Source organism: Anaerotruncus sp. G3(2012), assembly GCF_000403395.2.
Taxonomy (GTDB): domain Bacteria; phylum Bacillota; class Clostridia; order Oscillospirales; family Ruminococcaceae; genus Anaerotruncus.
Map to the genome: position 1 here is coordinate 131,270 of NZ_KE159668.1, position 24,756 is coordinate 156,025.

Consider the following 24,756-nt stretch of genomic DNA (forward strand, 5'->3'; position numbering starts at 1 on the left):
TGGTTCCAACCCGTTCCGACAGTGAGAAAGGAATTTTACGAATGAAAATGTGGGCAGGACGGTTTTCCAAAGAGGTGGACGACCGGGTAAACGACTTTAATTCCTCCATCCGGTTTGATGCGCGGATGTTTGAACAGGACATCGCCGGCTCGATGGCACATGCGCAGATGCTCGGCGCACAGGGGATCATCGAAAAGGTGGATGCAGACCGGATCTGTGACGGGTTGGCGGGCATCCTTGACGATCTGAAATCGGGTGCACTCCCGTTCGACCCGAACGCCGAGGACATCCATATGTTTGTGGAGCAGGTGCTGACCGAGCGGATCGGGGATACCGGAAAACGGCTGCACACCGCGCGTTCCCGCAACGACCAGGTCGCGCTCGATATCCGGCTCTATCTGCGCGATGAGATGAAAACGGTCTCCTCCCTGCTGTTCGATCTGGTAGCCGAGCTGGCGGACAAAGCCGGGGAGCATCTGGAAACGGTCATGCCCGGATATACCCATCTCCAGCGCGCCCAGCCGGTGACGTTTGCGCACCATCTGATGGCCTATGCAAATATGTTTATGCGCGATCTCTCGCGCATCCAGGATGCCTGTGCCCGGATGGACTTTCTGCCGCTCGGCAGCGGCGCGCTGGCGGGGACCACCTACCCGATCGACCGGCAGCTGGCCGCCCGGAAGCTTGGTTTTTCCGGCGTAACCGCGAACTCGCTCGACGGGGTTTCCGACCGGGATTTCTGCATTGAACTTTGCAGTGCGCTGTCAATGGTGATGATGCACCTTTCCCGGTTCTCGGAGGAGATCGTCGCGTGGTGCTCGTGGGAGTTCAAGTTTATCGAGCTGGATGACGCGTTTGCCACCGGTTCGAGCATCATGCCGCAGAAGAAGAATCCCGATGTTGCTGAACTGGTGCGCGGTAAGACCGGGCGTGTTTACGGTGACCTGATGGCGCTGCTCACCGTCATGAAGGGGCTGCCGCTTGCCTACAACAAGGATATGCAGGAGGATAAAGAGGCGGTTTTCGACGCGGTGGACACGGTCAAGCTCTGCCTTTCGACCTTTACACCGATGCTGCATACCATGACCGTCCTCAAGGAGAACATGCGCAATGCCGCGGCGCGCGGATTCATCAACGCGACCGACTGCGCCGACTATCTGACCAAAAAAGGGGTGCCGTTCCGGGATGCCTATAAATGCACTGGAGGGCTGGTGGCCGAATGCATCTCCAAGGGGCTGACCCTCGAAACCCTCCCGCTCGCGTCCTACCAGAATGCAAACCCGATCTTCGATGAGGACATCTATCAGGCGATCAGTCTGGAGACCTGCGTCAACGGGCGTACGAGCGAAGGGGGCCCCTCTCCCAAGGCGGTACAGAAACAGATCGCACAGATCCGGGCGTTTCTTGACGGGGCGTCCGGGGAAAAACAGGGTTAGGAGGGACTGCGCATGGGAAAGATTCAGGTTGGCGTGATCGGTGCGACCGGGTATGCCGGGCTTGAGCTGGTGCGGCTGCTGCTCGCGCATCCGGATGTGGAGGTTGCGGCGGTATCGTCGGTCAGCTTCGAGGGACAGACGGTCAGCGAGGTTTACCCCCAGCTCACCGGGATTTTTGATCGGGTCCTGACCAACGACCGCGCGGTTGTGGATGCCTGCGACGTGGTGTTTGGTTCGATGCCTGCGGGGCTTTCGGAGCCAATCGCGCGCGCAGCGTATGACAAGGGCGCCCTGTTTATCGACATGGGCGCGGATTTCCGGTTGAAAAACGAGGGGGACTACCGCCAGTGGTACGGCAAGGAATACACCGACAAAGCCCTGCATCAAGCGGCGGTCTACTCGATTCCCGAGCTGCATCGTGACCGTCTAAAAAATGCCCGGCTGATCGGCAATCCGGGCTGCTATGTCACCTCGGTCTGCCTCGGGCTTGCGCCGCTCTTCCGGGCGGGCGCGGTTGATCCGGACACACTGGTGATCGATTCCAAATCCGGTGCGACCGGTGCGGGCCGCGGGCTTGCCCTCAACACCCACTACACCGAATGCAACGAGGCGTTCGCGCCCTACAAGGTTGCCTGTCACCGACATACCCCCGAAATCGAGCAGGTGCTCGGGGAGCTTGCGGGCAGGCCGGTGCAGGTCACCTTTGTGCCGCATCTGCTGGCGGTCAACCGGGGGATCGTCTCGACCATGTATATGAAGCTCACCGGTGGGTTCGGGGAGCCGGAGGTCCGCAAACTGTTTGATGATTTCTACCGGTCGGAACCGTTTGTCAAGCTGCTCCCGCAGGGCGCGGTTGCCAACCTCAAAAATGTGAAATATTCCAACTACTGTCACATTTCCCTGCACACTGACCCGCGCACCAACCGTCTGATCGTGGTTTCCACCCTTGACAATATGGTCAAGGGGGCGGCTGGCCAGGCGATCCAGAATATGAATCTCGCGCTCGGGCTGGAGGAGGCCGCTGGCCTGCGGATGGTTCCGCCCGCGTTTTGAATGGACTGCCAACCCACTAAAAAATAAGCGTTTCTATTATAAAGGAGTGAAACAGCGATGTCATTTAAATTTGTCGATGGCGGTGTCTGCGCTGCCAAAGGGTTCAAGGCCAGCGGTATCTGGTGCGGCATCCGCGCCAACCGCACCAAGCGTGACCTTGCACTGATCGTCAGCGAAGCTCCCTGCGCTGCTGCCGCGATCTATACCCAAAACAAGGTCAAGGGTGCTCCGATCCTGGTCACACAGGAGCATCTGGAAAACGGGACTGCCCAGGCGGTTCTCTGCAACTCGGGCAATGCGAATACCTGCAACGCGGACGGCGAGTTTATCGCGCACGCGATGTGTGAAAGCGCGGCCAATGCTCTGAAACTCTCAGAGGACGATTTCATTATCGCATCGACTGGCGTGATCGGACGTCCGCTCCCGCTCGAACCGATCACCAAAGCAATGCCTTCGCTTGTTTCAGCGCTGCGTGCGGACGGCGGCACCGAAGCCGCCGAGGCGATTATGACCACCGACACCCTGCGCAAGGAGGTGGCGGTCAGCTTTGACCTTGAAGGTAGGGTCTGTACGGTCGGCGGGATCGCCAAGGGCAGCGGGATGATCCATCCCAACATGGCGACCATGCTCTGCTTTGTCACGAGCGACACCGCAATCAGCCCCGAGATGCTGCGCAAGGCATGCAAGGTGGTTGCAGATGAGACATTCAACATGATTTCGGTGGATGGCGACACCTCCACCAACGATATGATGTCAGTCATGGCGAACGGCCTGGCGGGAAACGACCGGATCGAGAGCGAGAACGCCGGGTACTTCAAATTTGTGCAGGCGCTGACCATGGTCTGCCGCCAGCTTGCAAAACTGATTGCCGCGGATGGCGAAGGCGCAACCAAACTGCTCGAGTGCACAGTATTGGGCGCGCCCGACAAGGAGACCGCCAAAAAGGTCGCGAAATCGGTGGTCTGTTCCAACCTGCTGAAAGCGGCGATGTTTGGCGCGGACGCCAACTGGGGACGGGTGCTCTGCGCGATCGGCTATACCGATGCGGATTTTGACATCAGCCGGATTGCGGTCGAGTTCTCCTCCAAGGCCGGGACAGTGCAGGTCTGCGAAGGGGGCGCGGGGGTCGCGTTCAGCGAGGAGACCGCCAAACAGGTGCTTTTGGAATCGGAAATCCATATCGAGATTGACATGGATCAGGGGGTCGGGCAGGCGACCGCATGGGGCTGCGACCTGACCTATGATTATGTGAAAATCAACGGGGATTATCGGACTTAATCTGCACGTTTGGAGGATTGGATATGAACATCAGCAACACCGACAAGGCGGCAGTGCTTGCGGAAGCGCTGCCTTACCTGCAAAAATATTACAACAAGGTCGTTGTGGTCAAATACGGCGGGAATGCGATGGTCAACGACGCGCTCAAAGAGGCGGTGATGAGCGACATTGTGCTGCTCTCGCTCGTCGGGATCAGGATCGTGCTGGTACACGGGGGCGGCCCGGAGATTTCCGCTGCGCTCAAGGCGGCCGGCAAAGAGAGCCGGTTTGTCAACGGGCTGCGGTATACCGATCAGGAAACGCTCGACGTGGTGCAGATGGTCCTCTGCGGCAAGGTCAATAAGGAGCTGGTGCGCCTGCTCCAGCGCAAGGGCGGCCGGGCGGTCGGGCTTTGTGGGATCGACGGGCAGATGATCCACGCGGAGAAAGCGCAGTCGGGCGAGGATCTCGGCCTGGTCGGGGAGGTAGCGGGGGTGAATGCCGCTCCGATCCTCGATGTGCTTGAGGCGGGCTATATCCCGGTCATTGCGACGCTGGGCGTGGGAACCGACGGCACCGTCTACAACATCAACGCCGACGCTGCTGCTGCCCGGATCGCCGCCGAACTGCACGCCGAAAACCTGATTTCGCTCACCGATATCCGCGGCCTGCTCCGGGATCGTGACGACGACGCCACCCTGATTTCGGAAGTGCGGTGCAGCGAGCTGCCCGCGCTGGTCCGGCAGGGGATTGTCTCGGGCGGCATGATCCCCAAGGTCGAATGCTGTGTCGAGGCGGTGCGACGGGGGGTCAGCCGCGCGTTCATCATTGATGGAAGAATCCCCCATTCAATCCTGATCGAGATGATGACCAACGAGGGGATCGGTACCATGTTCCTCGGCTGAGGATTCTGCTAAAGGAGGTCGGTTTTTGTTGGTTACACCGGATTCGATTCTTGCATACTGCATGGAACATCTGGAAGGGGTGGTCCTGCGGGAGAGCTGGGGGGAACGCGGGATCTACTACAACCCCGGTGAAACGCTGCCCCGTGGAGTGTATATCCTGACCATTAAGGAGAAGGACGGGGAGAATGACCGCGCATCTCAGCTTGACAGGGAGGGCGTTTACCGGGTCAATCTGGGGCTGCGCAAACCATCCTTCCGGGCGCTGTTTGGGGAACTGCCCAAACGCCCGCCGGCGGGCGGGGTGGTTGAAATGCCGTATGATTTCGCCGCGCTCGACCGCCTGATCCCGCATCCTGTCTATGCGTGGATGGGCTGGATTGCAGTGCTCAGTCCGGGCGAGCAGACCTTCCGGGAGCTGCTCCCATATATTGAAGAGGCATATGGTTTTGCAAAAGAGAAATACAACCGGCGCAAACGGAAATAGAAAGCGGGGAAATCAGAATGGGATTCAAGGAGCTGGACCAAAAGTATATTGCGCACAGCTACGCGCGGTTCGACCTGGAGGCGGTCAGCGGCAAGGGGGCCGTCTGCACCGGTGCGGACGGCAAAACCTACATCGACTTTTCGACCGGTATCGGCGTGGATTCGCTTGGGTTCTGCGATGATGGCTGGGTGAAAGCGGTCTGCACACAGGCCGGAAAATTGCAGCATATCTCCAATCTCTATTACTCCGAGCCGATGGTCCGGCTCGCTGAAACCCTCTGCACGCGCACCTTTGCGAAAAAGGTGTTTTTTGCAAACTCGGGCGCGGAGGCAAACGAGGGGATTCTAAAAGCCGCTCGTAAATACAGCCATGACAAATACGGTAAGGGGCGCCATACCATCATCGCGCTGGAAAACGGGTTCCACGGGCGTACGGTGACCACCCTTTCCGCGACCGGACAGGACATTTTCCACCAGTATTACGATCCATTTACCGAAGGGTTCCGGTTCGTGCGGGCGGGTGATGTGGAAGCGCTCCGGGCCGCTGCGGATGGGACGGCCTGCGGCATCCTGCTCGAGCTGGTGCAGGGGGAAGGCGGCGTGGTGCCGCTTTCACAGGAGTTTGTCAGCGCGGCGGCGCAGCTCTGTGCCGAGCAGGACATCCTGCTGATGATCGACGAGGTACAGACCGGTGTTGGCCGCACCGGGAAGCTGCTCTGCTCCGAGCACTACGGGATTACCCCCGACCTGACCTCCCTTGCCAAAGGGCTGGGCGGCGGACTGCCGATCGGGGCGGTCCTGCTCGGGGAAAAGTGTGAATCGGTGTTCGGCTGCGGCGACCACGGGACCACCTTCGGCGGCAATCCGGTGGTCTGTGCGGGAGCAAATGAAGTGCTGCGCCGGCTCGACCAAACGCTGCTCGACGAGGTCTCTGAAAAGGGGGCATATCTCACCAGAAGGGTGCTTGAGATGCCGCATGTGGTGAGTGTCGAGGGCAAAGGGATGATGCTGGGGATCACGCTGGACGGTTTGGAAAGCAGGCCGACCGCGGCGGAATGCCTGCGGCATGGGTTGATTATCCTGACTGCCAAGGCCAAGCTGCGGATGCTCCCGCCGCTGACCATCTCGTATGCGGAGATCGACCGGGGACTGGAAATTTTGAATGAGGTGTTGGGACAATGAAACATCTGTTGAAACTGTTGGACCTGAGCGGCCAGGAGATTATCGAGATTCTCAACCTTGCCGACCAGCTCAAATATGAACTGAAACATGGGATCAGCCATCCTTACCTGAAGGATCAGACATTGGGCATGATCTTCCAGAAATCCTCCACCCGTACGCGCGTCTCGTTCCAGGTGGGGATGGGGCAGCTCGGCGGGTCTGCGCTGTTCCTCTCGTCGCGGGATTTGCAGATCGGGCGCGGGGAAGCGGTAGAGGATACTGCGCGGGTGCTCTCCCGTTACCTGGATGGTATCATGATCCGCACCTTTGCGCAGGAGGAGGTTGAGGACCTCGCCAAATACGGCAGTATCCCGATCATCAACGGGCTGACCGACTTCTGCCATCCCTGTCAGGTCCTTGCCGACCTGCTGACTGTGCGGGAATACAAAGGTTCCCTGGAAGGGCTGAACCTCTGCTATATCGGCGACGGGAACAACATGGCCAATTCGCTGATTGTCGGCGGGCTGAAAGTGGGGATGAAGGTTTCGGTTGCGACCCCCGGGGATTACCAGCCGGATGCGCAGGTACTTGCGTTTGCGAAGGGCTATCCCGGGCAGTTCAAACTGGTGTCCAGCCCGAAGGAGGCCGCTGCGGGTGCGGATGTGGTATTTACCGACGTTTGGGCGTCGATGGGGCAGGAGGGCGAAGCCGAACTGCGCAAAAAGGCGTTCGAGGGCTATCAGATCAACGACGCACTGCTCCGGGAATGCGCGCCGGATGTGATGGTGCAGCACTGCCTGCCCGCGCACCGGGGAGAGGAGATCACCGCCGAGGTGTTCGAGGCGCACGCCAACGAGATTTTCGACGAGGCGGAAAACCGTCTGCACGCCCAGAAGGCAGTATTGGTCAAGACAATGGCAAAGGACTTCCAGAAGGAGCCTTCGGTATAAACTGTGCGGTTCTGCCGCCATGCAAAAGCGGTCCGGATACACAATATCCGGGCCGCTTGTTCTGTCCGCATTGGTCCAAAACGCATATTTTCAAGGGTATGCATTGAACCGGACAGGTGTTTATGATAAAATCAGAGCAAACCATCCAAACTTGAAAGGAGAAACAAGCATGGCGAAAACAGCGTGGATCTTTTCCTACAAGCTCAGGAAAAATGTGACCAAGGAAGAATTCATCGAATGCACCCAAAAGCTGCATGACGAGGTCATATCCAAGGCAAAGGGGTTTCTCTCGTGGGAGCATTATCTACAGGATCAAACATGGACGGATTTTGTCCTTTGGGAGACAGAAGAGGACGCAAAGAATGCCACAACGGTAGGGCAGGGAAAGGAAGTCACCGAAAAATTCTATGCCTGCATCCAGATGCAGACCTGTAGAGCGCTTATTTCACAACTCGTGAAACAGTATTAGGGTTTATCTGAAATTGCAAATCGGAATCTGAGGGGGACAAAAGCGATGGAATACGCGGATTATGTGCGGCAGGGGCTGGAGGGAGAAGAACAGCTCAAACTGATCCTGTGCGGGAGCATACAAGATATGGGATCGGGCAGAGCGGGCGTTGTGTCGGTGGTGTATGCCACTAAGAACAGGGATTTGGCAGAGCAGAAGATACGCACATTGGCGGCAGCAAACCCGGAGCATTATTACATGGTTTACAGCGTGCCGCTCGACACGGATTTAACCGAACTCCCGCATTATCCATCAATCGCAGTTACAGAGGACGATTTTCGGTAGAAGCGTGAGACAGGGAGCGTGCTGCGAACAGGAAACCAAAGGGGGTGTATGGGTGAAGCATACGGGTTTATTGGCGCTGCTGCTGGCGGCAGCGATCGCTGTGACAGCGGCGGGATGCAAGGATAAGGGGGGAAAAGAGGAACCGCAGGGGACGGTTTCTTCCTCTGCGCCCGAGCCGGTCGACCGGAATTTCCCGGTTTCGATTGGGGAAATCCGTATCCCCGAACGGCCGGAACGGATCGTCTCACTCTCCCCCGCCTTGACCGAGGTGCTCTGTGAACTGGGGGCGGAGAGCCGTCTCGCGGGAGTCAGCGATTTCTGCGACTATCCGCAGTCGGTCGAAGGGCTGGACCGGTGTGGTTCCGCCTCGCTCCCCAACTTCGAGGCGATCGCCGCCCTTTCACCCGATGTTGTTTTCACCTCCGCACCGCTCGCACAGGCGGATGCGGTCCGGCTCCAACAGATGGGCGCAGAGGTGGTGGTGCTCGGCAGGGCGGACAGCCTTGAAGCGCTGTCGGAGGTTTACGAAACCGCGGCGACCATCCTTGACGGAATGGAGGATGGCGCGGAAAACGGCCAGACGGTGTTTGGCGGCCTGCGCGCGGGTTATGATGCGTTAAAAGCGCGCGCGGACAATCTTTCTGAGCCGCTGGGGGGAATCCTCCTGCGGGAACCGCCGCTCCTGATGGCGACCGGCGATACCTTTGAAGGGGAACTGCTCGAATGGATCGGGGTTGAGAACGATGCGGCGGAATTTACCGGCTGGGTCTATCCGTCGGACAAGGCGGTAGACCTCTATCCCGACCTGATCTTTTATGACCAGTCGATTGACCCTTCGTATTTTCAGTCTACGCCGGTATACAGCACCACCGGTGCATTTCAGAATGGACGGCTTTATCCGGTTGACATGACCGCATTTGAGCGGCAGAGCGGGCGGATGCTCGATGAGCTGACCCACATGTTTGAATCCGCATATCCGGAAGGTTAGGAGGAAGATGGATGATCACAGGCGCACAGGCGATGGTGGAATCGCTCAAACAGGAGGGCGTTTCCACCGTATTCGGCTATCCTGGGGCAGCGATCTGCCCGTTTTATGACGCCCTTCGCGGCTCTGGAATCCAGCATATCCTTGTGCGGTCGGAACAGAACGCCGGACATGCCGCATCCGGCTATGCGCGGATCACCGGCCGGCCGGCGGTCTGCATCGCGACTTCGGGTCCGGGCGCCACCAATCTGTTCACCGCGGTTGCGACCGCTTGCATGGATTCGATCCCGCTGGTCGTGATCACCGGGCAGGTCGAGACCCGTCTGCTCGGCCGGGACGTTTTTCAGGAGGTCGATACGACCGGTGCGGCGGAACCGTTCACCAAATACGGCTATCTGGTCAAGGAGGTGCGGGAGATTCCCCGCGTATTCAAGGAGGCGTTCCATATCGCCTCGACCGGGCGCAAAGGCCCGGTCCTGATCGACATGCCGGTCGATGTCCAGCAGCAGTCCCTCCCGTTCGCCTATCCCGCCTCGGTCGACATCCGCGGCTATAAGCCCCGGTTCAAGGGGCATCCGGTGCAGGTTAAACGGGTGGCACAGGCGATCTGCGCGGCGAAAAAACCGCTCCTCTGCGTGGGCGGCGGGGTACATGCGGCGGACGCGGCAGAACGGGTGTGCCGGTTCTGCGAGCAGTGCGGGATGCCTGCGGTATCGACCTTAATGGGGATCGGCGTTTTCCCGTCCGCGCACCCGCTCTATTTCGGGATGCTCGGACAGAGCGGTTTCCGCTCGGCCAACCGCGCGGTCGAGGAGAGCGACCTGCTGGTGATCATCGGTGCGCGGGTGGGCGACCGGGCGGTAAACTCCCCGTCTGCACTCGAACAGGCCACCGAAGTGGTGCATATCGACATTGACTCCGCCGAGATCGGCAAAAACCTCGGTGCAACCATCCCGCTGGTGGGGGATGCGGGTGCAGTCATCGAGCAGCTTTGTGAGCAGAAGCCTTCCGGGGTATGGGAGCAGTGGCTCTCCCATCTGCGGGAACTGCGGGAGCAGGAGCCGCGCCCGTACACTGAAAAACCGGGCGCGGCTGACCCGCGGCGTTTGGTAGAGGCCCTGTCGGAAAAGATGGAGCCGGATGCGGTCTATGTTGCGGATGTGGGGCAGAACCAACTTTGGTCTGCGCGGTATTATCGTGCGCGGGGCGGGCGTTTTTTGACCTCGGGCGGCATGGGGACGATGGGTTATGCGCTTCCGGCGGCGGTTGGGGCCAAGCTCGCAGCCCCAAACCGGCAGGTGGTCGCGGTCTGCGGGGATGGGTCGTTCCAGATGTCGATGATGGAGCTTGGCACTGCGGTGCAGCATGGTGTAGATGTCAAACTGGTGGTGGTCCGCAACAACCGCCTTGGTCTGGTGCGGGAAATTCAGCAAAATCGGTACGGCGGGCGGGAGATCGCAGTCGACCTTTCGGGCAGCCCGTCGGCCTGCGGGATTGCGGCGGCATACGGCATCCCGGCATGGCAGGTGTCGGACAACGGCAGCCTGGGACAGGCGGTCGAGCGTCTGCTCCGGACAGATGGCCCCGCCCTGATCGAATGTTTGGTGGACCCGAAGGAGGCGACCGAATGAAACGGATTATCTCGGTACTGGTGGAAAATAAGGCGGGCGTGCTCTCCCGGACAGCGGGACTGTTTGCGCGCCGGGGGTTTAATATCGAGAGCCTCGCGGTTGGTGAAACCGAGGACCGGAGCGTCTCTCGTATGACGATTGTGGCCAGGGGGGACGAACGCACCCTCGAGCAGGTGGAAAAGCAGCTCAATAAACAGATCGACGTCATCAAGGTGCGGATGCTCCCGGCGGAGACTGCGACCCGTCGGGAACTGGTCCTTGTCAAGGTGAATGCCGACCAGCAGAACCGCGGCGGGATCATCGATATCGCTTCGATCCTGAACGCGAAGATTGTCGACCTTTCGCACACCACGCTGACCGTCGAGCTTTGCGACCGCCCGGAGAAGGTCGACCTGCTCCTCGAGATGCTGACCCCTTACGGAATCGCCGAGGTCGCCCGGACAGGGATGGTCGCGCTGCAAAAGGGTTCGGAAGCCATCCGCATGATTTAAATGTTATTTTCAAAATAAAGAATTTTTTTCATATTGACATTTTATTATAAATATTGTAAAATTAAATAAAATTAAAAAAGGAGGATGGTTCCTATGGGCTACTGTTCTATTTAGCGCTCAATATGGAAGGCTAATTTGCGGCAAATGTTTGGATTGCTCTCAGCGATACGACAAAAAACAGGAGGTTTTTCAATGAAAAAGAAGCTTATCAGTTTGATGATGATCACTCTTATCAGTTATCTTTGTGCAGTTCCTGCTTTTGCAAGTACATATTATACACAGGCAGATGTGGATAGAGAAGTTAATACGATCAATCAGCAATACCAAACGGAATTTGAGGTAACGATTACAGGAACTGTCAATGAATCTGAGTACCTCGAGATTATCAAGAATGTGGAGACAATGGCAAAAGAGCAGGCGGAGATTGAACGCATTATAGATTCTTTGGAGTTTTATTCGGTTGGTACGATTTTGCCAACATCCGCATCCCGCGCGAATCCTGAGCTGAACACGATATTTAAAGATTCTCAGACTATTTCACAGAAAGTTGAGAGCGGAGGAAAAACAGGAACAGCATATTTCAAACAATCTGTGTATGCGATTCGAGATGAAGATAAAAAATTTATTCAGGTAAAAGATATTTCCACATCTGGTTCGGGCAACTACACTTCCTTTATTCCTTCTGGAAGTGGTAAATACGCCCAGTTGGACGGAGGGCTTACTCTAATGACCTATCAGGTGGGGAGAATGGATTTTCGGAACGGAGACATGATATACGGAGACAATAGCTACAAAGTTGTAGGTTATTGGCCGTAATAAAAAAGCAAAAAGATGATGAAAACAAAAAGATTTCTAAAAGTTCTGCTTGCCTGTCTCATGGCAGCGCTTCTTGCTTATTCCGGTGCCCTTCTGCTTGCGCTCCGCAATAAAAGAGAGTGTGACAAGATCCTCCAATACTACAACGAACGGTATGATCAGGAGCTTTACATAAAAGTGAATGAGGGACATTTTCTCCAATGGCTTTCTCTCCCGCCCGAAGCGGTGCATGATTTTGCTCAAACCATGTTGAGAAACCAAGATACGAGATTTCCGAATTATACGTTGCGGGAGGAAGATCTGCGAGACTGAACTCCAGGCAGACGCAGCAAGCACAATAAAAACAGAGTGAAACCCACAGGCAGCCAAATGTCTGTGGGTTTCACTTTATCTCGAAAAAGTATTGAGCAGGTCACAGCAAAAAAATGCCGCCCCGGCTGGGGCGGCAGAAGGGTTACCACAAATGGTACTTATTTGGATTTTTTGTTTGCTGCGATCGCGCCGGCAGCCGCGAGGGAAGCGATCCCTGCCATAACAGCCGCGTTGATCATGTCGCCAGCACCGGTGCCCGGGTTGTTCTTGTCGGTGTTGACACTGTTGCCATCGGATACGATGTTCTCGTCGATCACAGTGCCATCCTTGATCGCCTTGTCGGTGACAAAGAAGGTATCGAGCTTGTTGGTGCGGAACTCCAGGGTCTCATCCGCCGCATTGTAGGACGCGTTCAGCTTGTAGACGCGGCCGTTCGCATAGCGGTAGAGGTTCAGGTTCTCGTAGTCGTCCACGATGTCCGAGACATCCAGCGCGACCTTACCGGTCGAGTTGAAGGACGGTTTGCCGCCGAACCGGAAGAACTTGAAGTCCTGATCCGGATATTTTGCCATGATCTCTTTGACGCCAGCGTTGGTGAAGACCATGTTCTTGGTGGTCTCGTCGGTCACATTGACAGTGAACTGCCAGCCAGCGCCCGCCAGGGTGACGTTCTTATAGTCGTTGAGTTTTGCAATTTTGTTGAACTGCTCTTTGGTGATGACCGGGCGGTTGTTGTCGATCTCGACGATGTCGCCCTTGTCCAGATCATTGATGTAATCGTCGTTGCTCTCGTCATAGCCGTAGGAGAATTTGACCTCCTGGGTGAATACCGAGATGTTGTTGGATTTGCGGACCAGCTTGACGTTGTATTTTACGTCGATCGGCTTGGTCGGGGTGGTGTCCTTGGTCTCGACGATCAGGTAGTAAACCCCTTTGATCTCCTCGATCTTGAAGGTCTTGACGCCCGAAGCAGTCACACGGGTGTAGTTAAACTTGAAGTCCTTGAGCAGGTCGTCATTGACCACAACTTTTTTGCCGCCGATCTCGACATAGGCCGGGAAACGGTACTCCTTGCCAGGCTCGAGAAGGTCTTCGCCAAGAACAGTGCCATCCTCAGCCGAATGCAGGATCAGGGCAGAGGGGTCGCCCACCGGGGTCTCGTCCTCAGAGCTGGAAGAATCGTCCGAAGAGGTATCCGAAGAGCTGTTGTCGGAAGAGGTGTCCTCCGAAGAGACGTCCGAAGAGCTGTTATCGGAAGAGGTATCCTCCGAAGAAACATCCGAAGAGCTGTTGTCGGAAGAAGTATCCGAGGAAACGTCCGAAGAAGAAACATCCGAAGAGCTGGAGTTGTCAACGTCCTGGGGGTTTACATCCTCCGCAAGGGCGGTCACGCCGAGAGACATAGTCGCAGAAACTGCAAGCAGCATAGCAATCGCTTTTTTCATGGTTTAAGGTCCTCCTGAAAGAAAAAGTTTCGATCCGCAGCGCCCGTCGTCCGGGCCGCTTGGAACGTGTCTTAGTATACTAGAGCTCCAAGCGTTTTTCAAGAGGTTTTTGTTACCAGATTGTCATTTTTATTGTGCATATTATATAATTTAATTTATGATACGAAATCGAAAAATAGAAATAATAGATCATTTCTAAACATATACAGTGTTGTCTCCTAAACGCTTGGAACTGTGCTTCCAGAGGATAGCAAAAGGACGGGGATTTCCCCTGTTTTCTGGATGCCGGCCTGTTTTTTCCCAATTCAGATACCCCTAACCCCTCCCCGAGATACAAAAGGCTGCCGGACGATCTGTCCGGCAGCCTTTTCGGATACCTATATAAAAAACCGTTAAAAACCGAGATAGGTTTTGATGATTTCCAGATATTCGTCGGGATAAAAGCCAATTTCTCCCGTAAACCGGGTCAGTGCGATCAGTCCACCGTCCACTTCGGGGATTGAAGCGAGCATTTCTGCATTGTCCACCTTCAGCCCCCCGCCATAAACAACATCCATCCCGCCGGACACCTCTTTAATGTACTGTGCAATCATCTGGATGTAGGCGCGGTCGGGCGGCGTCTTGCCCGGCCCAATCGCCCAGACCGGCTCGTACGCGATCACAGCACCATTCCGGTCTGCCCCGTCCAGCCCGATCTCAATCTGGCTGCGGAGTACCTCCTGCCAGTTTGGCTGCTCCTCGCTGGTTTCCCCGATGCAGTAGAGGACCTGCAATCCGCGCGCCGCAGCCGCTTTGATTTCCCGATTGAGCAGGCGGTTGACCGCCGCCGGGTCGGTGACCCCGGCTTCCGCCAGTACCCCCGCTTTGTCGCGCCGCTCCTCGCAGTGGCCGATAATTGTGCTTTCACAGCCGAGCGCCTTCACGATCCCTGCCGGGCGGTTGCTGGTAAACGCGCCGAAGTTGCCGCCCACAGCGGCATCCTCGCGGTAAACGCTCTGGCTCCCCAGCTTGACCGCGCTGCCCTCGCACCGCGCCGCAGCCGCATTGAGCAGGTGCGCTTCCGGCAGATACATCACAAATTCAACCTGCTTGGGGTCATACTTCTGAAGCTGCGCCTGTGTTTCCCGGACGATCTGTCCGCCCCATTCCTGCAAAGGTGCAAGGCTGTTAACCCCGCCGTATACTTTCGGCAGGTCAAACCGCTTCAAATTTAGAAAGATGTGTTTCATTTGACATTCCCCCTTTTTCTGTTTTTTTCATTATACTCCGAAAGCGGTTGAAAAGTCCAGAAAATCTTGGAAATCCAAAGGATGGACACAGGGATCAGCCCTGCATTTCAGGGGGCCCCATGCTGGTAAAGGGTTACAAATGTGGTTTCAGGTTCCCTGAGAAGGGCGTGTGGACCGGCAAAAGCCGGAGAATCCCCCTTGCGAACCGTATATGAACGTGCTAAAATATAAAAAGTATCGCTGTATGATTACGCAGGAAAACTTTTGAGACAGGATGTGTTGTATATGATGGATATTCAAGTGACCCTGACCACCACGCCCAAACAAAAGCCCGCACAGGACAAGCTCAAGTTCGGGCATAACTTTACCGACCACATGTTCCTGATGAACTACGAGGCGGGAAAAGGCTGGCACAACCCGCGGATTGTCCCCTATGGCCCGATCCCGATGGACCCGTCCAGCTCCTGCTTCCACTACGCGCAGGAGATCTTCGAAGGAATGAAGGCATACCGCACTGCGGACGGGAAGATCCAGTTTTTCCGCCCGGAGGAAAACTTCAAACGCCTGAACAGCTCGTGTGAGCGCCTGGTGATCCCCAAGCTTGATGAAGCGCTGCTGCTGGAAGGGCTGAAAAAGCTGGTGGAGATCGACAAGGACTGGGTGCCCGATGCCCCTGCTTCTCTCTATATCCGTCCGTTTGTCATTGCGAATCAGGAGGTTCTCGGCGTACATCCGTCGGTGAACTATCTCTATTGCGTCATCCTGTCCCCCTCGGGCGCATACTATGCGAGCGGCCTTGCCCCGGTCAAAATCTACGTCGAGACCCGGTATGTGCGCGCCTCGAAGGGTGGCATGGGCGCCTGCAAAACCGGTGGGAACTATGCGGCTTCGCTGATCGCACAGGAGGAGGCAGAGCGTCAGGGCTATTCGCAGGTCCTCTGGCTTGACGGTGTGGAGCGCAAGTACGTGGAAGAGGTCGGCGCAATGAACGTCTTTTTCAAGATCGGTGATGAGATCGTCACCCCTGAACTGGACGGCTCGATTCTGCCCGGGATCACCCGCAAATCGGTGATCCAGCTGCTGAAGTCCTGGAACATGAACGTGACTGAACGTAAGCTGTCGGTCGAGGAGCTGGAAACCGCCGCGAAAAATGGTACGCTGAAAGAAGCATTCGGCACCGGTACGGCCGCGGTCATCAGCCCGATCGGAGAATTGAAGGTTGGGGATACCGTCACAGTCATCAACAACAACGAAATTGGAGAATTGAGCCAGAAGCTCTATAATACCCTTACCGACATCCAGTGGAGCCGGATCCCGGACCCGTTCGGATGGATCACCCCCTGCTGCTGATCCTGGAATTGAATAAAAGAGATAGGCCATCGCCCTGCCGGTATGATAACCGGCAGGGCGATGTTATTTGGAACCACATCTCGCCGCAGCGGATGGTTCAATATTCAAATCGGTACCGCTCAAACGCATTGATGATCTGGGTATCCCGGTAGGAGGAGCGCCGCTGGTAGCTGCGCCCATAGGTCATGTGGGTGTGGCCATGCACAAAATAGCGGGGGTTGTACCGCTCGAGCAGGGCGTTGAATGCCCGGAAGCCGGTGTGCGGCAGGTCTTGTCCATCCCCGAGTTGGTAGGCAGGGGAATGGGTCAGCAGGATGTCGAATCCGCCGTACCGCTGAAGCTGAAACCACAGCTTGCGCACCCGCCAGTCCATCTGGCGCTGGGTGTACTGGTTGGTCCCCGGCTTATACCGCATCGAACCGCCCAGCCCAAGGATGCGCACCCCCTTATGGACATAGAGCCGGTCCTCGACACAGATACAGTTGACCGGCGGTTCGGCAGCATAGCAATCGTCATGGTTGCCGTGGACATAGAGGATCGGCGCGGGAGAGAACGTCCCGAGGAAAAGCAGGTATTTGGGGCTAAGATCCCCACAGGAGAGGATCAGGTCTACCCCTTCGAGTTTGCTCGGCTCATAATAATCCCAGAGCGACCGGCTTTCCTGATCGGCAATTGCGAGAATATTCATCGCTGCCCTCCCAATTCCTTTCCGTTTTTCTGGCTGGACGGGAGGTTCTTCCCGATCACGCCCTGAATCTGGACAAGATCGCGGGCCGACTGGGTGAGCGATGCAAGATCAGGGAACGAGCCAACCACATTGTCTGCCAGCCAGTCGATCCGGATGATTTCGTCCGGGGCCAGGCAGTTGTTGGGGTCTTTTTGTATCATGCCCGACTGCGAATAGAGTATCCCAGCAAACGGGTTGAAATCGCTGGTGGTGATCGTCCGGCGGAGCAGTTCGATCAGCCGCAGCGTGCCGATCGGGAGGGTGCGCGAGTAGAATACGTCGATCACCCCGGCGGACATCCCCCACCAATAGTTGATCGCGCGGGTGGAATTGGGGGATGCTTCCGATTTCCACGATCCATCCAGGATACTGCGGACAATCCGCTCATAAAAGATTCCCCACTGCCAGACTGGGAGCGCGAGACTGGTCAATTTATCGCCATCCACATGGCACAGTCCAAACTGCCGGGAAGGGTTCGGGGAACGGACCATATCCTGGTTGGAGATAATGCTGATCCCCTTTTCCTGGAATGCCCGCTGGACGTCCCGCCCCTCGACGGTTGACCACTCCAGATAGACCTTTGCGCGCGGATTGACCATCTTTGCGCCGAGCGCGAAAGCGTTGATGTTCGCCCCCATCCCGTAGATGGGATAGTCGGCGATATAACCGATCTTCCCGTTTTCGGTGAGTGCGCCTGCGATCGCCCCGGTGAGGAATTTCGCCTCGTACATCCTTCCGTAGTAGGTGCGGATCGACGGATGGGCGAAGGTGAGCGAGCAGTTGAGGAACCGGATTTCCGGATGTTCGACAGCCGCTTTCAGGGTTGCACCGATCAGGCGCGGCGTGGTGGTAAAGATTACCTGGCTTCCCGCGTCGATCGCCTCTGCGATCCGCTCGTCTGCGCCAAGGTCATTGGCGCGGTCAAAACAGCAGGTCTCCACCTGGCCGGGGAAGGCGTGTTCCAGATGAAGCCGCCCCATCTCATGGTTGTAGGTCCAGCCCGAATCATCGGTGCTCTTGGCGTGGACGAATGAAATTTTGAGATGGGATTGTCCGGCCGACAGGAACAGCTTGTGCAGCAGGTTTTTCTGCGGCGTTTCAGCGGGCTGCATGGAGAGGTCGACAGGCTTCTGGTTTTCCAGCACGAGGAATTCATCCCAGACCTTTGCAATATTTGCTTTCAGCTCGTTCGGTGTGCTTTGCAGCAGGGCGGGATACCCGTAGATATCCAGATAGGTGAGCAGCGCGTCGCCGGTCGTGATTGGCAGCAGGTTGCCGTTTCGTGCCTCGTATGCCTTGGAAAAACTGATGTAGGCCGAACGGAACTGCCGTTTTTCGGTTTCGTCCCAGACATGCGATGCATCCAGTTCCAGTGCGGCAAGCAGGCTCTGGAAACATCCTTCCCGGCTGAACCAGAGATAATTGATGCCGGTATAGTGGTAAAACTCCAGAAATTCGTAGTAGATTTTGCTTTCGACTGAATCATTGGGTGTGGGCAGGATACGGGTCACGACTGCGGGGATCGACACCGCGTCAAAATATTTCAGTACGCTCACCCGTTTATGTCCCTCAAGCACATAGAACCGGTTCATGAACTCGTACGCCTTGATTGGATCGCGGATGCCCTCTTCCAGATGGGCGTCACAGAGGGCGCTCCATTTGGAGGCAAACTCGGAGTCCTCCTCGAGCAGGGGCATGAAATTGCGTGCGAAAGCGGTTTTCCGTCCGGCGGTCTTGGTGCCGAAAATCCGCTCGGTAGGCAGGTCCACCAGCCCCAGGCTGACCTCCCCGCGGGTTTGCGCGTTGACAAGGATGTCGTCCAATACCTGCGGATAGGGGTAGACACCGCGCGAAACACAGCTGCGGTACTCTTTTTGTCCCAGACGCAGGGCTTTTTTATAATCTTCCAATGCCATAAGTGTTCCCTCCTCAATCATTCGAGGGCTCCGCCCCTCGACCCCGCCACCTTTGAAAAGGTGGACGAAACTTTTAGAACCTGTATTCATCATCAGGGGATGCCAGATAAACAAGGGATTTTGCTGCCCTGCAAGGAGAAAAAACGCAGACAATACCTTTGTGTATTGCAAGGTTTTTAACGCAGCAAGCCGGCAAAAGGCCCGATCAGACGGCATCGAATGGTGATGAATAAGAGTCCTTCATTCAGAAAAAGAAAGTTTTTTTGGATTTTTTTACTGCTGCCGCACTGTGAGCCGCTTAGAATCTAACGATTTGCTTGAAAGTCCAAATACTCTTGTGCGCTTTCTTTGATGCCTTTATCTACATCTGCCCTTCCGGTGATTTCTTTCAAAATATCCATAAATTCCTCTGTACGGGCCCCGGCATTGATGCACCTGTTCAGCATCCAAACGGTTGTACTCGTTGGGGTTCTTTTTACGGATGCGGCAAGGGCGTTTTCGTATTCCCCATCGAATTGTTCGATAAAATGCACAATTGCACCAGGATCGCCAAAATAGGCTACAGGATGTCGTTCGAACAGCTGTAATAATGGCTCAACTGCTTCCGATTGATAGCCCGCATTCGTAATAGCGTCTATACTGTCATACATTATAAGTGTATCGGCCTCATCATATTCGTCAATAGATGCCTCAATCTTTGCAATCTCCTGCTCTAAAATTTCCATATCCATTCATCCTTCGTAAATCCCGATTTGTCGAATTGGTATGAGCAAAGTATATCACTATCAAAAATCATCCGTCAGCTATTGCAAGATAGAGGTTTGTTAAAACGACCTTTCTACATTACAGTTCAGTATAACCAGTATAATATAAGAGCGGCATGAGAGCAAGGCAAAAACAAAAAAAGGATGGGTAAAAAAAGAAAAAGGACCGGCTGACACAAAGGAACAGCCGATCCGGAAGGGGGGACAAGGTTAGTGCAGGACGTTGATAAAGATGGTCAGGATGCCGGAGTTGAAGAAGTCGATAAACAGGCTTCCGACCAGTGGGACGATAAAGAACGCTTTGGGTGCAGGGCCAAACTTCGAGGAGACCGACTGCATATTTGCCATTGCGTTGGGGGTTGCGCCCATACCGAATCCGCAGTTTGCGGCAGCGAGGACAGCAGCCTCATAATCGCGCCCCATCACGTTAAAGGTGACAAAGGTTGCATAAACAGCCATGAGGAGTGTCTGTGCGAGCAGCATTACGACGAGCGGAAGTGCCAGCGCCGCCAGCTCCCAGAGCCGCAGGGACATCAACGCCATTGCGAGGAATACCGACAGGCCAACCGAGCCGCAAACCTCGATTTCACGTTCGGGGAGGCTCATTTTTTTCAGGTCGCAGACATTGCGGATCAGCGCACCGATCAGCATTGCACCGATATAGGTCGGGAAGGTGAGATTGATGCTTTTAAAGAAGTTATAGACGATCGAACCGATGCCCATCGCGATAAAGAGGATCGCGATTGCATTCATAAACCGGTCGGTATCTACCTCATGGACTTCCGGAAGAACCTCTTCCAGAACGGTTTCCTCCTGCTCGGAATACTGGTTGCAAACCGGTTTCAGGCCGCGCTTGACGATCAGTCGGTTGGCGATCGGGCCGCCGATCAGGCTGCCACCGATCAGCCCAAAGGTGGCGGAAGCGATTGCGACAGTGTTTGCGCCCAGCACACCCAGATCGTTTTCAAACAGCGGTCCAAACGAACCGGCAGTGCCGTGTCCGCCGACCATCGGGATCGAGCCGGTGCAGAGGCCAAGCAGTGGATCAAGATTGAACACACCTGCCAGCAGGACAGCCAGCACATTCTGGAGCACAACCAGCACGATGGCAACCGCCAGGAAGATGAACACCTGGACACCGCCTTTTTTCAGCAGGCGGAAGCTCGCGGTGAAACCGATGCTGCAGAAGAATACGGTCATAAAGACACTCTGCAGGGTGTCGGTCAGGTTGAGGACGAGCACACCGCTCGTCCTCAGCCCGAGGTTGATCAGAGCGAAGATCAGCCCGCCGATGACCGGAGCGGGGATACAGAACTTGCTGAAAAAAGATACATTTTTCCTTATGTAGCATCCCAGGAAATAAAAGATAACGGCCAGTGCTACGGTTTGATACATGTCAAGCGATAATTCCATACATTCTCCTCCACACATCTTAGATTTTGGATTTGTTTCTATTTTATGAATAAGTTACATAGAATCTCAAAAAAAATCAAAAATTTTGTGGAAAAAGAAAGGGTTTGTAACAATCGACAAATTTCGATTTTTTAAATTGTTAAAAACGTATCATAGTTTTTGTATAATTATAATAAAAAATTGCAAAATGTAAAAAACATACGCCGGGCTGGATAGGAAATACATCAGCCCGGCGTATACTTTTCATTTAGTCATCGTTGTCAATAATGTTGAGTCCGCTCCGGGTTTTGCGTCGATTGGGGCGCTTGACAGTGGAGCGGTCTTCGTCATCCAGATTGATCGAGCTGCTCCCATGCATCGCATTGCAGGGGCCGCCGTCATAGGACTTTTTGTACCAGCCGGTCGCCACGGTCGTGCATTCGCCTCCCGCGATACCGCCGCTCTCGACACAATAGGTTTTTTCCTCAACCAGGTCGGAAATCGGGAAATCTTTTGGTTCGAGGTTCTGATGGAGCGGCTCCATCAGCTGGCGGTAGATAATCGGCGGCGGGTAACTGTAGTAGGTGATCCGCTCGGGAGTATCGAAGCCGAGCCAGACCGCAGTAACATAATAAGGGGTAACGCCCATGAACCACTGGTCGCGGTCATCGTCGGTGGTACCGGTCTTGCCTGCAACCGGGATGCCCTGCACCTGCTGGAAGCGGGCGGTCGTACCGGTTCCGTACGGGCCTCCGGTGACCCGCTGCATCAGCTTGTTAATGATGGTCGAAGTTTCCTCCGAGATCACCCGGCGCGGGGTGGTGTCCTTCTCAAGGATCAGGTCACCGGTCGCATCGAGCACCTGCGTATAGGAATATGGCTTGGTGAAATAGCCGCCGTTGGCGAAAATCTGGTAAGCGCCCGCCATTTCCAGTGGAGAAACGCCGTTGGTCAGGCCGCCGAGCGCCATCGGGAAGAGATCCACGTCCGAAAAGACCACGCCATTCGAGACATACCGGTCCACGAGAGAGTCCATTCCGAGCTTGTCGTGCAGGAAATCGAACACCTTGCGCGGGGTGACCAGCTCAACCAGTTTGACCGGGATGGTGTTGGTAGAACGCTGGATCGCCTCATCAATCGTGATCGGGCCGAGATAGGTGCGGTAGTGGTTGACCGGCCAGCCCACCAGATTTTTCAGGCTTTCCTCGTCATTTTCCTCCTCGCCGCCCGCGGCCTTGGCACTGGATTTCACCGGGGTATCGTCCAGCTTGGTCGACCAGGTGACAATGTCGTTTTCAATCGCCTGCAGATAGGCGGCAATCGGCTTGATCGACGAACCGCACTGGCGGGTCATTCCGGTTGCGCGGTTAAATTCGCGCATACCCTTCTTTTCGCCGATGCCGCCCGCCATGGCAAGCACCTTGCCGTTCGGGTCAGTGATGACGCAGGCAGACTGCGGATAGGTCGCATTGCCCACTGCGGGGAAGTTGGCGGCATCGCTGTAATACTGGGTGACCCAGTCCTGCATCTGGGTGTCGATGGTGGTATAGATGCGCAGGCCGCCGCCATTGACCATCTGCTGGGCGGTTTCATAGGTGTAGCCATACTCGTTCATCAGGTCGTCGATGACCTCTTCGATCACATGGTCCACAAAATAGCTGTAGACCGGCGAAACCTGCGCCTGTGCGACCTCGGTATGGAACACCAGTTCTTCGTTGATTGCGTCTTCATACTCCTTCTGGGTGATCCGCCCCTGGTCGAGCATCTCCCAGAGGATGTCCTCCTGACGATCCTTGTTGTGCTCCGGATAGAGCAGAGGATTATAATAGGTAGGGTAGTTGGTAATCGCGATGATCGACGCACACTCAGCGAGCGAAAGGTCCGAAAGGTCCTTGGCGAAATAGGTGTTTGCCGCCGCTTTGGCGCCGTAGGCGTGATTGGAGAAAAACACCACATTGAGATAGGCGGTGACAATCTGCTCCTTGGAATAGTGCTGCTCGAGCTTGAGGGCGCGGAAAATCTCCTGCACCTTGCGCTCGATGCGGTAGTCATCATCGCCGGTGATATTTTTAATCAGCTGCTGGGTGATAGTCGAGCCACCGAACGAGGCGCGTGAGGGAAGGAACAGGTTGACGGTCGCGCCAATCGTACGTTTCCAGTCAACGCCGTGATGTTCCCAGAACCGTTTGTCCTCGATCGCAACCAGCGCGTCCACCATATGTTTTGGGATCTCTGAGTAATCTTTGATCGGGATGCGGTTTTCTGCGGTTTGGAGCTGCTGTAGTTCCTTGGGCAAACCGGTTTCAGGGTCGATCTCGTCTCCCGCATAGATAATAGAGGTGTATTTCATCGTCACATCATCCAGCGTGATCTGCTCATCCGCGTTGATATAGCGCAGGATGTAGACGGTCAGCACCGATGCAACAATACAGCCAGTAATAATCATGACCATAATCAACGCAGCGATAAACCGGAAAAAGTTCCCGAACGCTGCGGCAACGATACTGCCGGCCGAACGTCGTTTTTTGTGAGCACTCATCGGTAAGGAATCTCCTCCTGTCCAAAAGGCTGGGGTCTTTAATAACCATTATAGTATAACATACTTCCATGATAAAGTGTTACCATTTTTTAAACGAAATTTCGGGGAAATGCCCATATTATAATGGAAAAGTTGCCCGGTTGTATATTTCATCCAAACCTCGTCAAAAATAGGTTCAGCCGCTGTATCGTGAAAGCGGTTAGGCGGCTTCTGCCAGTTTCAAAGAGGAGCAGGTTGTTTTCCAGCAACAAGTGTTTCCCCGCATGTTATAGGATGCCTATGGGATATGTAATGCGGGACAGCGCTGCCACAGGCTTCCAAAGAGTGTTCGGATTCTATGATAGATGAGGTGTTCCCCATGAGAAATGCAATATTACTTACCCTGATCGGCGTGGTGCTGGTCTCGATCATCACGATTGCGGCGGCGCATGCATCCCCGGTGGAAGCCCCGCCCGAGCTGGCCGCCTCCAGCGAACCACGGCCTCCTGCCCATAGGGATACCTCCGGTTACCCATATCTGCTGCGCACCTATGATGGAAAACTCGCAGTCTTTACGGATGATCTGGTCGAGCCGGACCTTGTGTTTGATGTTTATGTGCAGTCGCTCCCTGAATATGATCGGAAAGAACTGGAGCGGGGGGTCCGGGTGGAGAATTACCAGAAGCTTACCGCCTTAATTGAGGACTATATCAGCTGAAAAGGCGGGAATGCTCCTACGCGGATAGCTTGTTACCGGTTTGTTATTTTTGGCTCGCAACTGTTACCGTTTTGTAACCACTTTGTAACCGAAAAAGGAGGATTTCAGAGGCGTGACAGGATATAATGTAATCAAGGTTAAGGGCTACGGTAAACGGCCCGAAACCCTCCTGAAAAATCAGTTTCAAAATCGTAGGGTCTGATCAGCCTTGCAACACTCAACACAATAAAAAGCGGTTGTGCCAGCAACCGCTTTTTTGCTGCCCAAATTCCCAAAAAGAGTTGTAAAACGCCCGCAGGATGGATGAAATCAGCGGGCGTTTTGTTGTTTTTGGCTGAATTTATACAAACAGGAATATTTGTTAAACAAATAAAGCGCCTTCGGAAGGCTAGGGCCATAGCTCCCACAATGGTATCCATTTGCG

24 protein-coding genes are annotated in these 24,756 nt (G+C 55.3%); 16 read left to right on the forward strand and 8 right to left on the reverse strand.

Annotated features, from left to right (window positions below; translation table 11 throughout):
- The first annotated feature begins 41 nt into the window (after nucleotides 1-41).
- The 14 genes from argH (at nucleotide 42) to C814_RS0104605 (ending at nucleotide 12,273) form a co-directional block, all read left to right on the forward strand.
- Entirely contained in the window at nucleotides 42-1,436 is a 1,395-nt protein-coding gene (argH, locus tag C814_RS12480; RefSeq protein ID WP_016315672.1) for an argininosuccinate lyase, read from the forward strand.
- 12 nt (nucleotides 1,437-1,448) lie between these two features.
- Nucleotides 1,449-2,489, forward strand: coding sequence for an N-acetyl-gamma-glutamyl-phosphate reductase (argC, locus tag C814_RS12485; RefSeq protein ID WP_016315673.1), 1,041 nt, complete (start codon nucleotides 1,449-1,451; stop codon nucleotides 2,487-2,489).
- A 57-nt stretch (nucleotides 2,490-2,546) separates the two neighbouring features.
- Nucleotides 2,547-3,767 carry a bifunctional glutamate N-acetyltransferase/amino-acid acetyltransferase ArgJ gene (gene argJ / locus C814_RS12490; protein ID WP_016315674.1) on the forward strand — a complete coding sequence of 407 codons (1,221 nt, stop codon included), beginning with the start codon at nucleotides 2,547-2,549 and terminating at the stop codon, nucleotides 3,765-3,767.
- 23 nt (nucleotides 3,768-3,790) lie between these two features.
- Nucleotides 3,791-4,651 (forward strand): acetylglutamate kinase, encoded by an 861-nt coding sequence (argB, locus tag C814_RS12495; protein WP_016315675.1) that lies wholly within the window; start codon nucleotides 3,791-3,793, stop codon nucleotides 4,649-4,651.
- 25 nt (nucleotides 4,652-4,676) lie between these two features.
- Nucleotides 4,677-5,135 carry a DUF6194 family protein gene (locus C814_RS12500; protein WP_022788378.1) on the forward strand — a complete coding sequence of 153 codons (459 nt, stop codon included), beginning with the start codon at nucleotides 4,677-4,679 and terminating at the stop codon, nucleotides 5,133-5,135.
- A gap of 17 nt (nucleotides 5,136-5,152) precedes the next feature.
- On the forward strand, nucleotides 5,153-6,316 hold the full coding sequence (locus tag C814_RS12505) for an acetylornithine/succinylornithine family transaminase (RefSeq protein ID WP_016315677.1): 1,164 nt from the start codon (nucleotides 5,153-5,155) through the stop codon (nucleotides 6,314-6,316).
- The gene (gene argF, locus C814_RS12510) at nucleotides 6,313-7,245 is read left to right on the forward strand and encodes an ornithine carbamoyltransferase (protein WP_016315678.1); all 933 of its coding nucleotides are present in this window, start codon (nucleotides 6,313-6,315) and stop codon (nucleotides 7,243-7,245) included. Before C814_RS12505 ends, argF begins: the two co-directional genes overlap by 4 nt.
- A 169-nt stretch (nucleotides 7,246-7,414) precedes the next feature.
- Nucleotides 7,415-7,714, forward strand: coding sequence for a hypothetical protein (locus C814_RS12515; RefSeq protein WP_016315679.1), 300 nt, complete (start codon nucleotides 7,415-7,417; stop codon nucleotides 7,712-7,714).
- A 45-nt stretch (nucleotides 7,715-7,759) separates the two neighbouring features.
- On the forward strand, nucleotides 7,760-8,038 hold the full coding sequence (locus tag C814_RS12520; protein WP_016315680.1) for a hypothetical protein: 279 nt from the start codon (nucleotides 7,760-7,762) through the stop codon (nucleotides 8,036-8,038).
- A 52-nt stretch (nucleotides 8,039-8,090) separates the two neighbouring features.
- Nucleotides 8,091-9,026: an ABC transporter substrate-binding protein gene (locus tag C814_RS12525; RefSeq protein WP_016315681.1), complete on the forward strand. Its 936-nt coding sequence runs from the start codon at nucleotides 8,091-8,093 to the stop codon at nucleotides 9,024-9,026.
- Nucleotides 9,027-9,037: 11 nt separating this feature from the next.
- Entirely contained in the window at nucleotides 9,038-10,654 is a 1,617-nt protein-coding gene (gene ilvB, locus C814_RS12530) for a biosynthetic-type acetolactate synthase large subunit (protein ID WP_016315682.1), read from the forward strand.
- Nucleotides 10,651-11,145 (forward strand): acetolactate synthase small subunit, encoded by a 495-nt coding sequence (gene ilvN / locus C814_RS12535; protein WP_016315683.1) that lies wholly within the window; start codon nucleotides 10,651-10,653, stop codon nucleotides 11,143-11,145. The genes ilvB and ilvN overlap by 4 nt, the downstream gene beginning before the upstream one ends.
- 192 nt (nucleotides 11,146-11,337) lie before the next feature.
- A complete protein-coding gene (locus C814_RS12540; protein WP_016315684.1) occupies nucleotides 11,338-11,961 on the forward strand; it encodes a hypothetical protein in 624 nt (207 codons plus the stop codon).
- Between the two features lie 15 nt (nucleotides 11,962-11,976).
- The gene (locus tag C814_RS0104605) at nucleotides 11,977-12,273 is read left to right on the forward strand and encodes a hypothetical protein (RefSeq protein ID WP_022788380.1); all 297 of its coding nucleotides are present in this window, start codon (nucleotides 11,977-11,979) and stop codon (nucleotides 12,271-12,273) included.
- Between the two features lie 158 nt (nucleotides 12,274-12,431).
- Here the strand turns inward: C814_RS0104605 and C814_RS22265 are convergent, their stop codons facing one another.
- Both C814_RS22265 and C814_RS12545 read right to left on the reverse strand, forming a co-directional pair.
- Nucleotides 12,432-13,718, reverse strand: a complete 1,287-nt coding sequence (locus tag C814_RS22265) for a hypothetical protein (RefSeq protein WP_016315686.1) — start codon at nucleotides 13,716-13,718, stop codon at nucleotides 12,432-12,434.
- A 392-nt stretch (nucleotides 13,719-14,110) separates the two neighbouring features.
- Nucleotides 14,111-14,947 (reverse strand): triose-phosphate isomerase family protein, encoded by an 837-nt coding sequence (locus C814_RS12545; protein ID WP_016315687.1) that lies wholly within the window; start codon nucleotides 14,945-14,947, stop codon nucleotides 14,111-14,113.
- 288 nt (nucleotides 14,948-15,235) lie between these two features.
- Here C814_RS12545 and C814_RS12550 point away from each other — a divergent pair, with 288 nt between their 5' ends.
- Nucleotides 15,236-16,297: a branched-chain amino acid aminotransferase gene (locus C814_RS12550; protein ID WP_196809921.1), complete on the forward strand. Its 1,062-nt coding sequence runs from the start codon at nucleotides 15,236-15,238 to the stop codon at nucleotides 16,295-16,297.
- Between the two features lie 97 nt (nucleotides 16,298-16,394).
- On the opposite strand, the gene C814_RS12555 is transcribed toward C814_RS12550, so the two are convergent.
- The 5 genes from C814_RS12555 to C814_RS0104615 all read right to left on the reverse strand — a co-directional run bounded on the left by C814_RS12555 (nucleotide 16,395) and on the right by C814_RS0104615 (nucleotide 23,635).
- Nucleotides 16,395-16,985 carry a metallophosphoesterase family protein gene (locus tag C814_RS12555; RefSeq protein WP_016315689.1) on the reverse strand — a complete coding sequence of 197 codons (591 nt, stop codon included), beginning with the start codon at nucleotides 16,983-16,985 and terminating at the stop codon, nucleotides 16,395-16,397.
- On the reverse strand, nucleotides 16,982-18,940 hold the full coding sequence (locus C814_RS12560; RefSeq protein ID WP_016315690.1) for a BMP family ABC transporter substrate-binding protein: 1,959 nt from the start codon (nucleotides 18,938-18,940) through the stop codon (nucleotides 16,982-16,984). Before C814_RS12560 ends, C814_RS12555 begins: the two co-directional genes overlap by 4 nt.
- 305 nt (nucleotides 18,941-19,245) lie before the next feature.
- Entirely contained in the window at nucleotides 19,246-19,665 is a 420-nt protein-coding gene (locus C814_RS12565) for a hypothetical protein (RefSeq protein ID WP_016315691.1), read from the reverse strand.
- A gap of 249 nt (nucleotides 19,666-19,914) precedes the next feature.
- Complete coding sequence (gene gltS, locus C814_RS12570) at nucleotides 19,915-21,117, reverse strand: sodium/glutamate symporter (RefSeq protein ID WP_016315692.1); 1,203 nt, start codon at nucleotides 21,115-21,117, stop codon at nucleotides 19,915-19,917.
- Between the two features lie 247 nt (nucleotides 21,118-21,364).
- Nucleotides 21,365-23,635, reverse strand: coding sequence for a transglycosylase domain-containing protein (locus C814_RS0104615; RefSeq protein ID WP_016315693.1), 2,271 nt, complete (start codon nucleotides 23,633-23,635; stop codon nucleotides 21,365-21,367).
- A gap of 358 nt (nucleotides 23,636-23,993) precedes the next feature.
- Here C814_RS0104615 and C814_RS12575 point away from each other — a divergent pair, with 358 nt between their 5' ends.
- Complete coding sequence (locus tag C814_RS12575; protein WP_016315694.1) at nucleotides 23,994-24,332, forward strand: hypothetical protein; 339 nt, start codon at nucleotides 23,994-23,996, stop codon at nucleotides 24,330-24,332.
- A 137-nt stretch (nucleotides 24,333-24,469) separates the two neighbouring features.
- Here the strand turns inward: C814_RS12575 and C814_RS23610 are convergent, their stop codons facing one another.
- Nucleotides 24,470-24,739 carry a hypothetical protein gene (locus tag C814_RS23610; RefSeq protein WP_196809919.1) on the reverse strand — a complete coding sequence of 90 codons (270 nt, stop codon included), beginning with the start codon at nucleotides 24,737-24,739 and terminating at the stop codon, nucleotides 24,470-24,472.
- Between the last annotated feature and the right edge of the window lie 17 nt (nucleotides 24,740-24,756).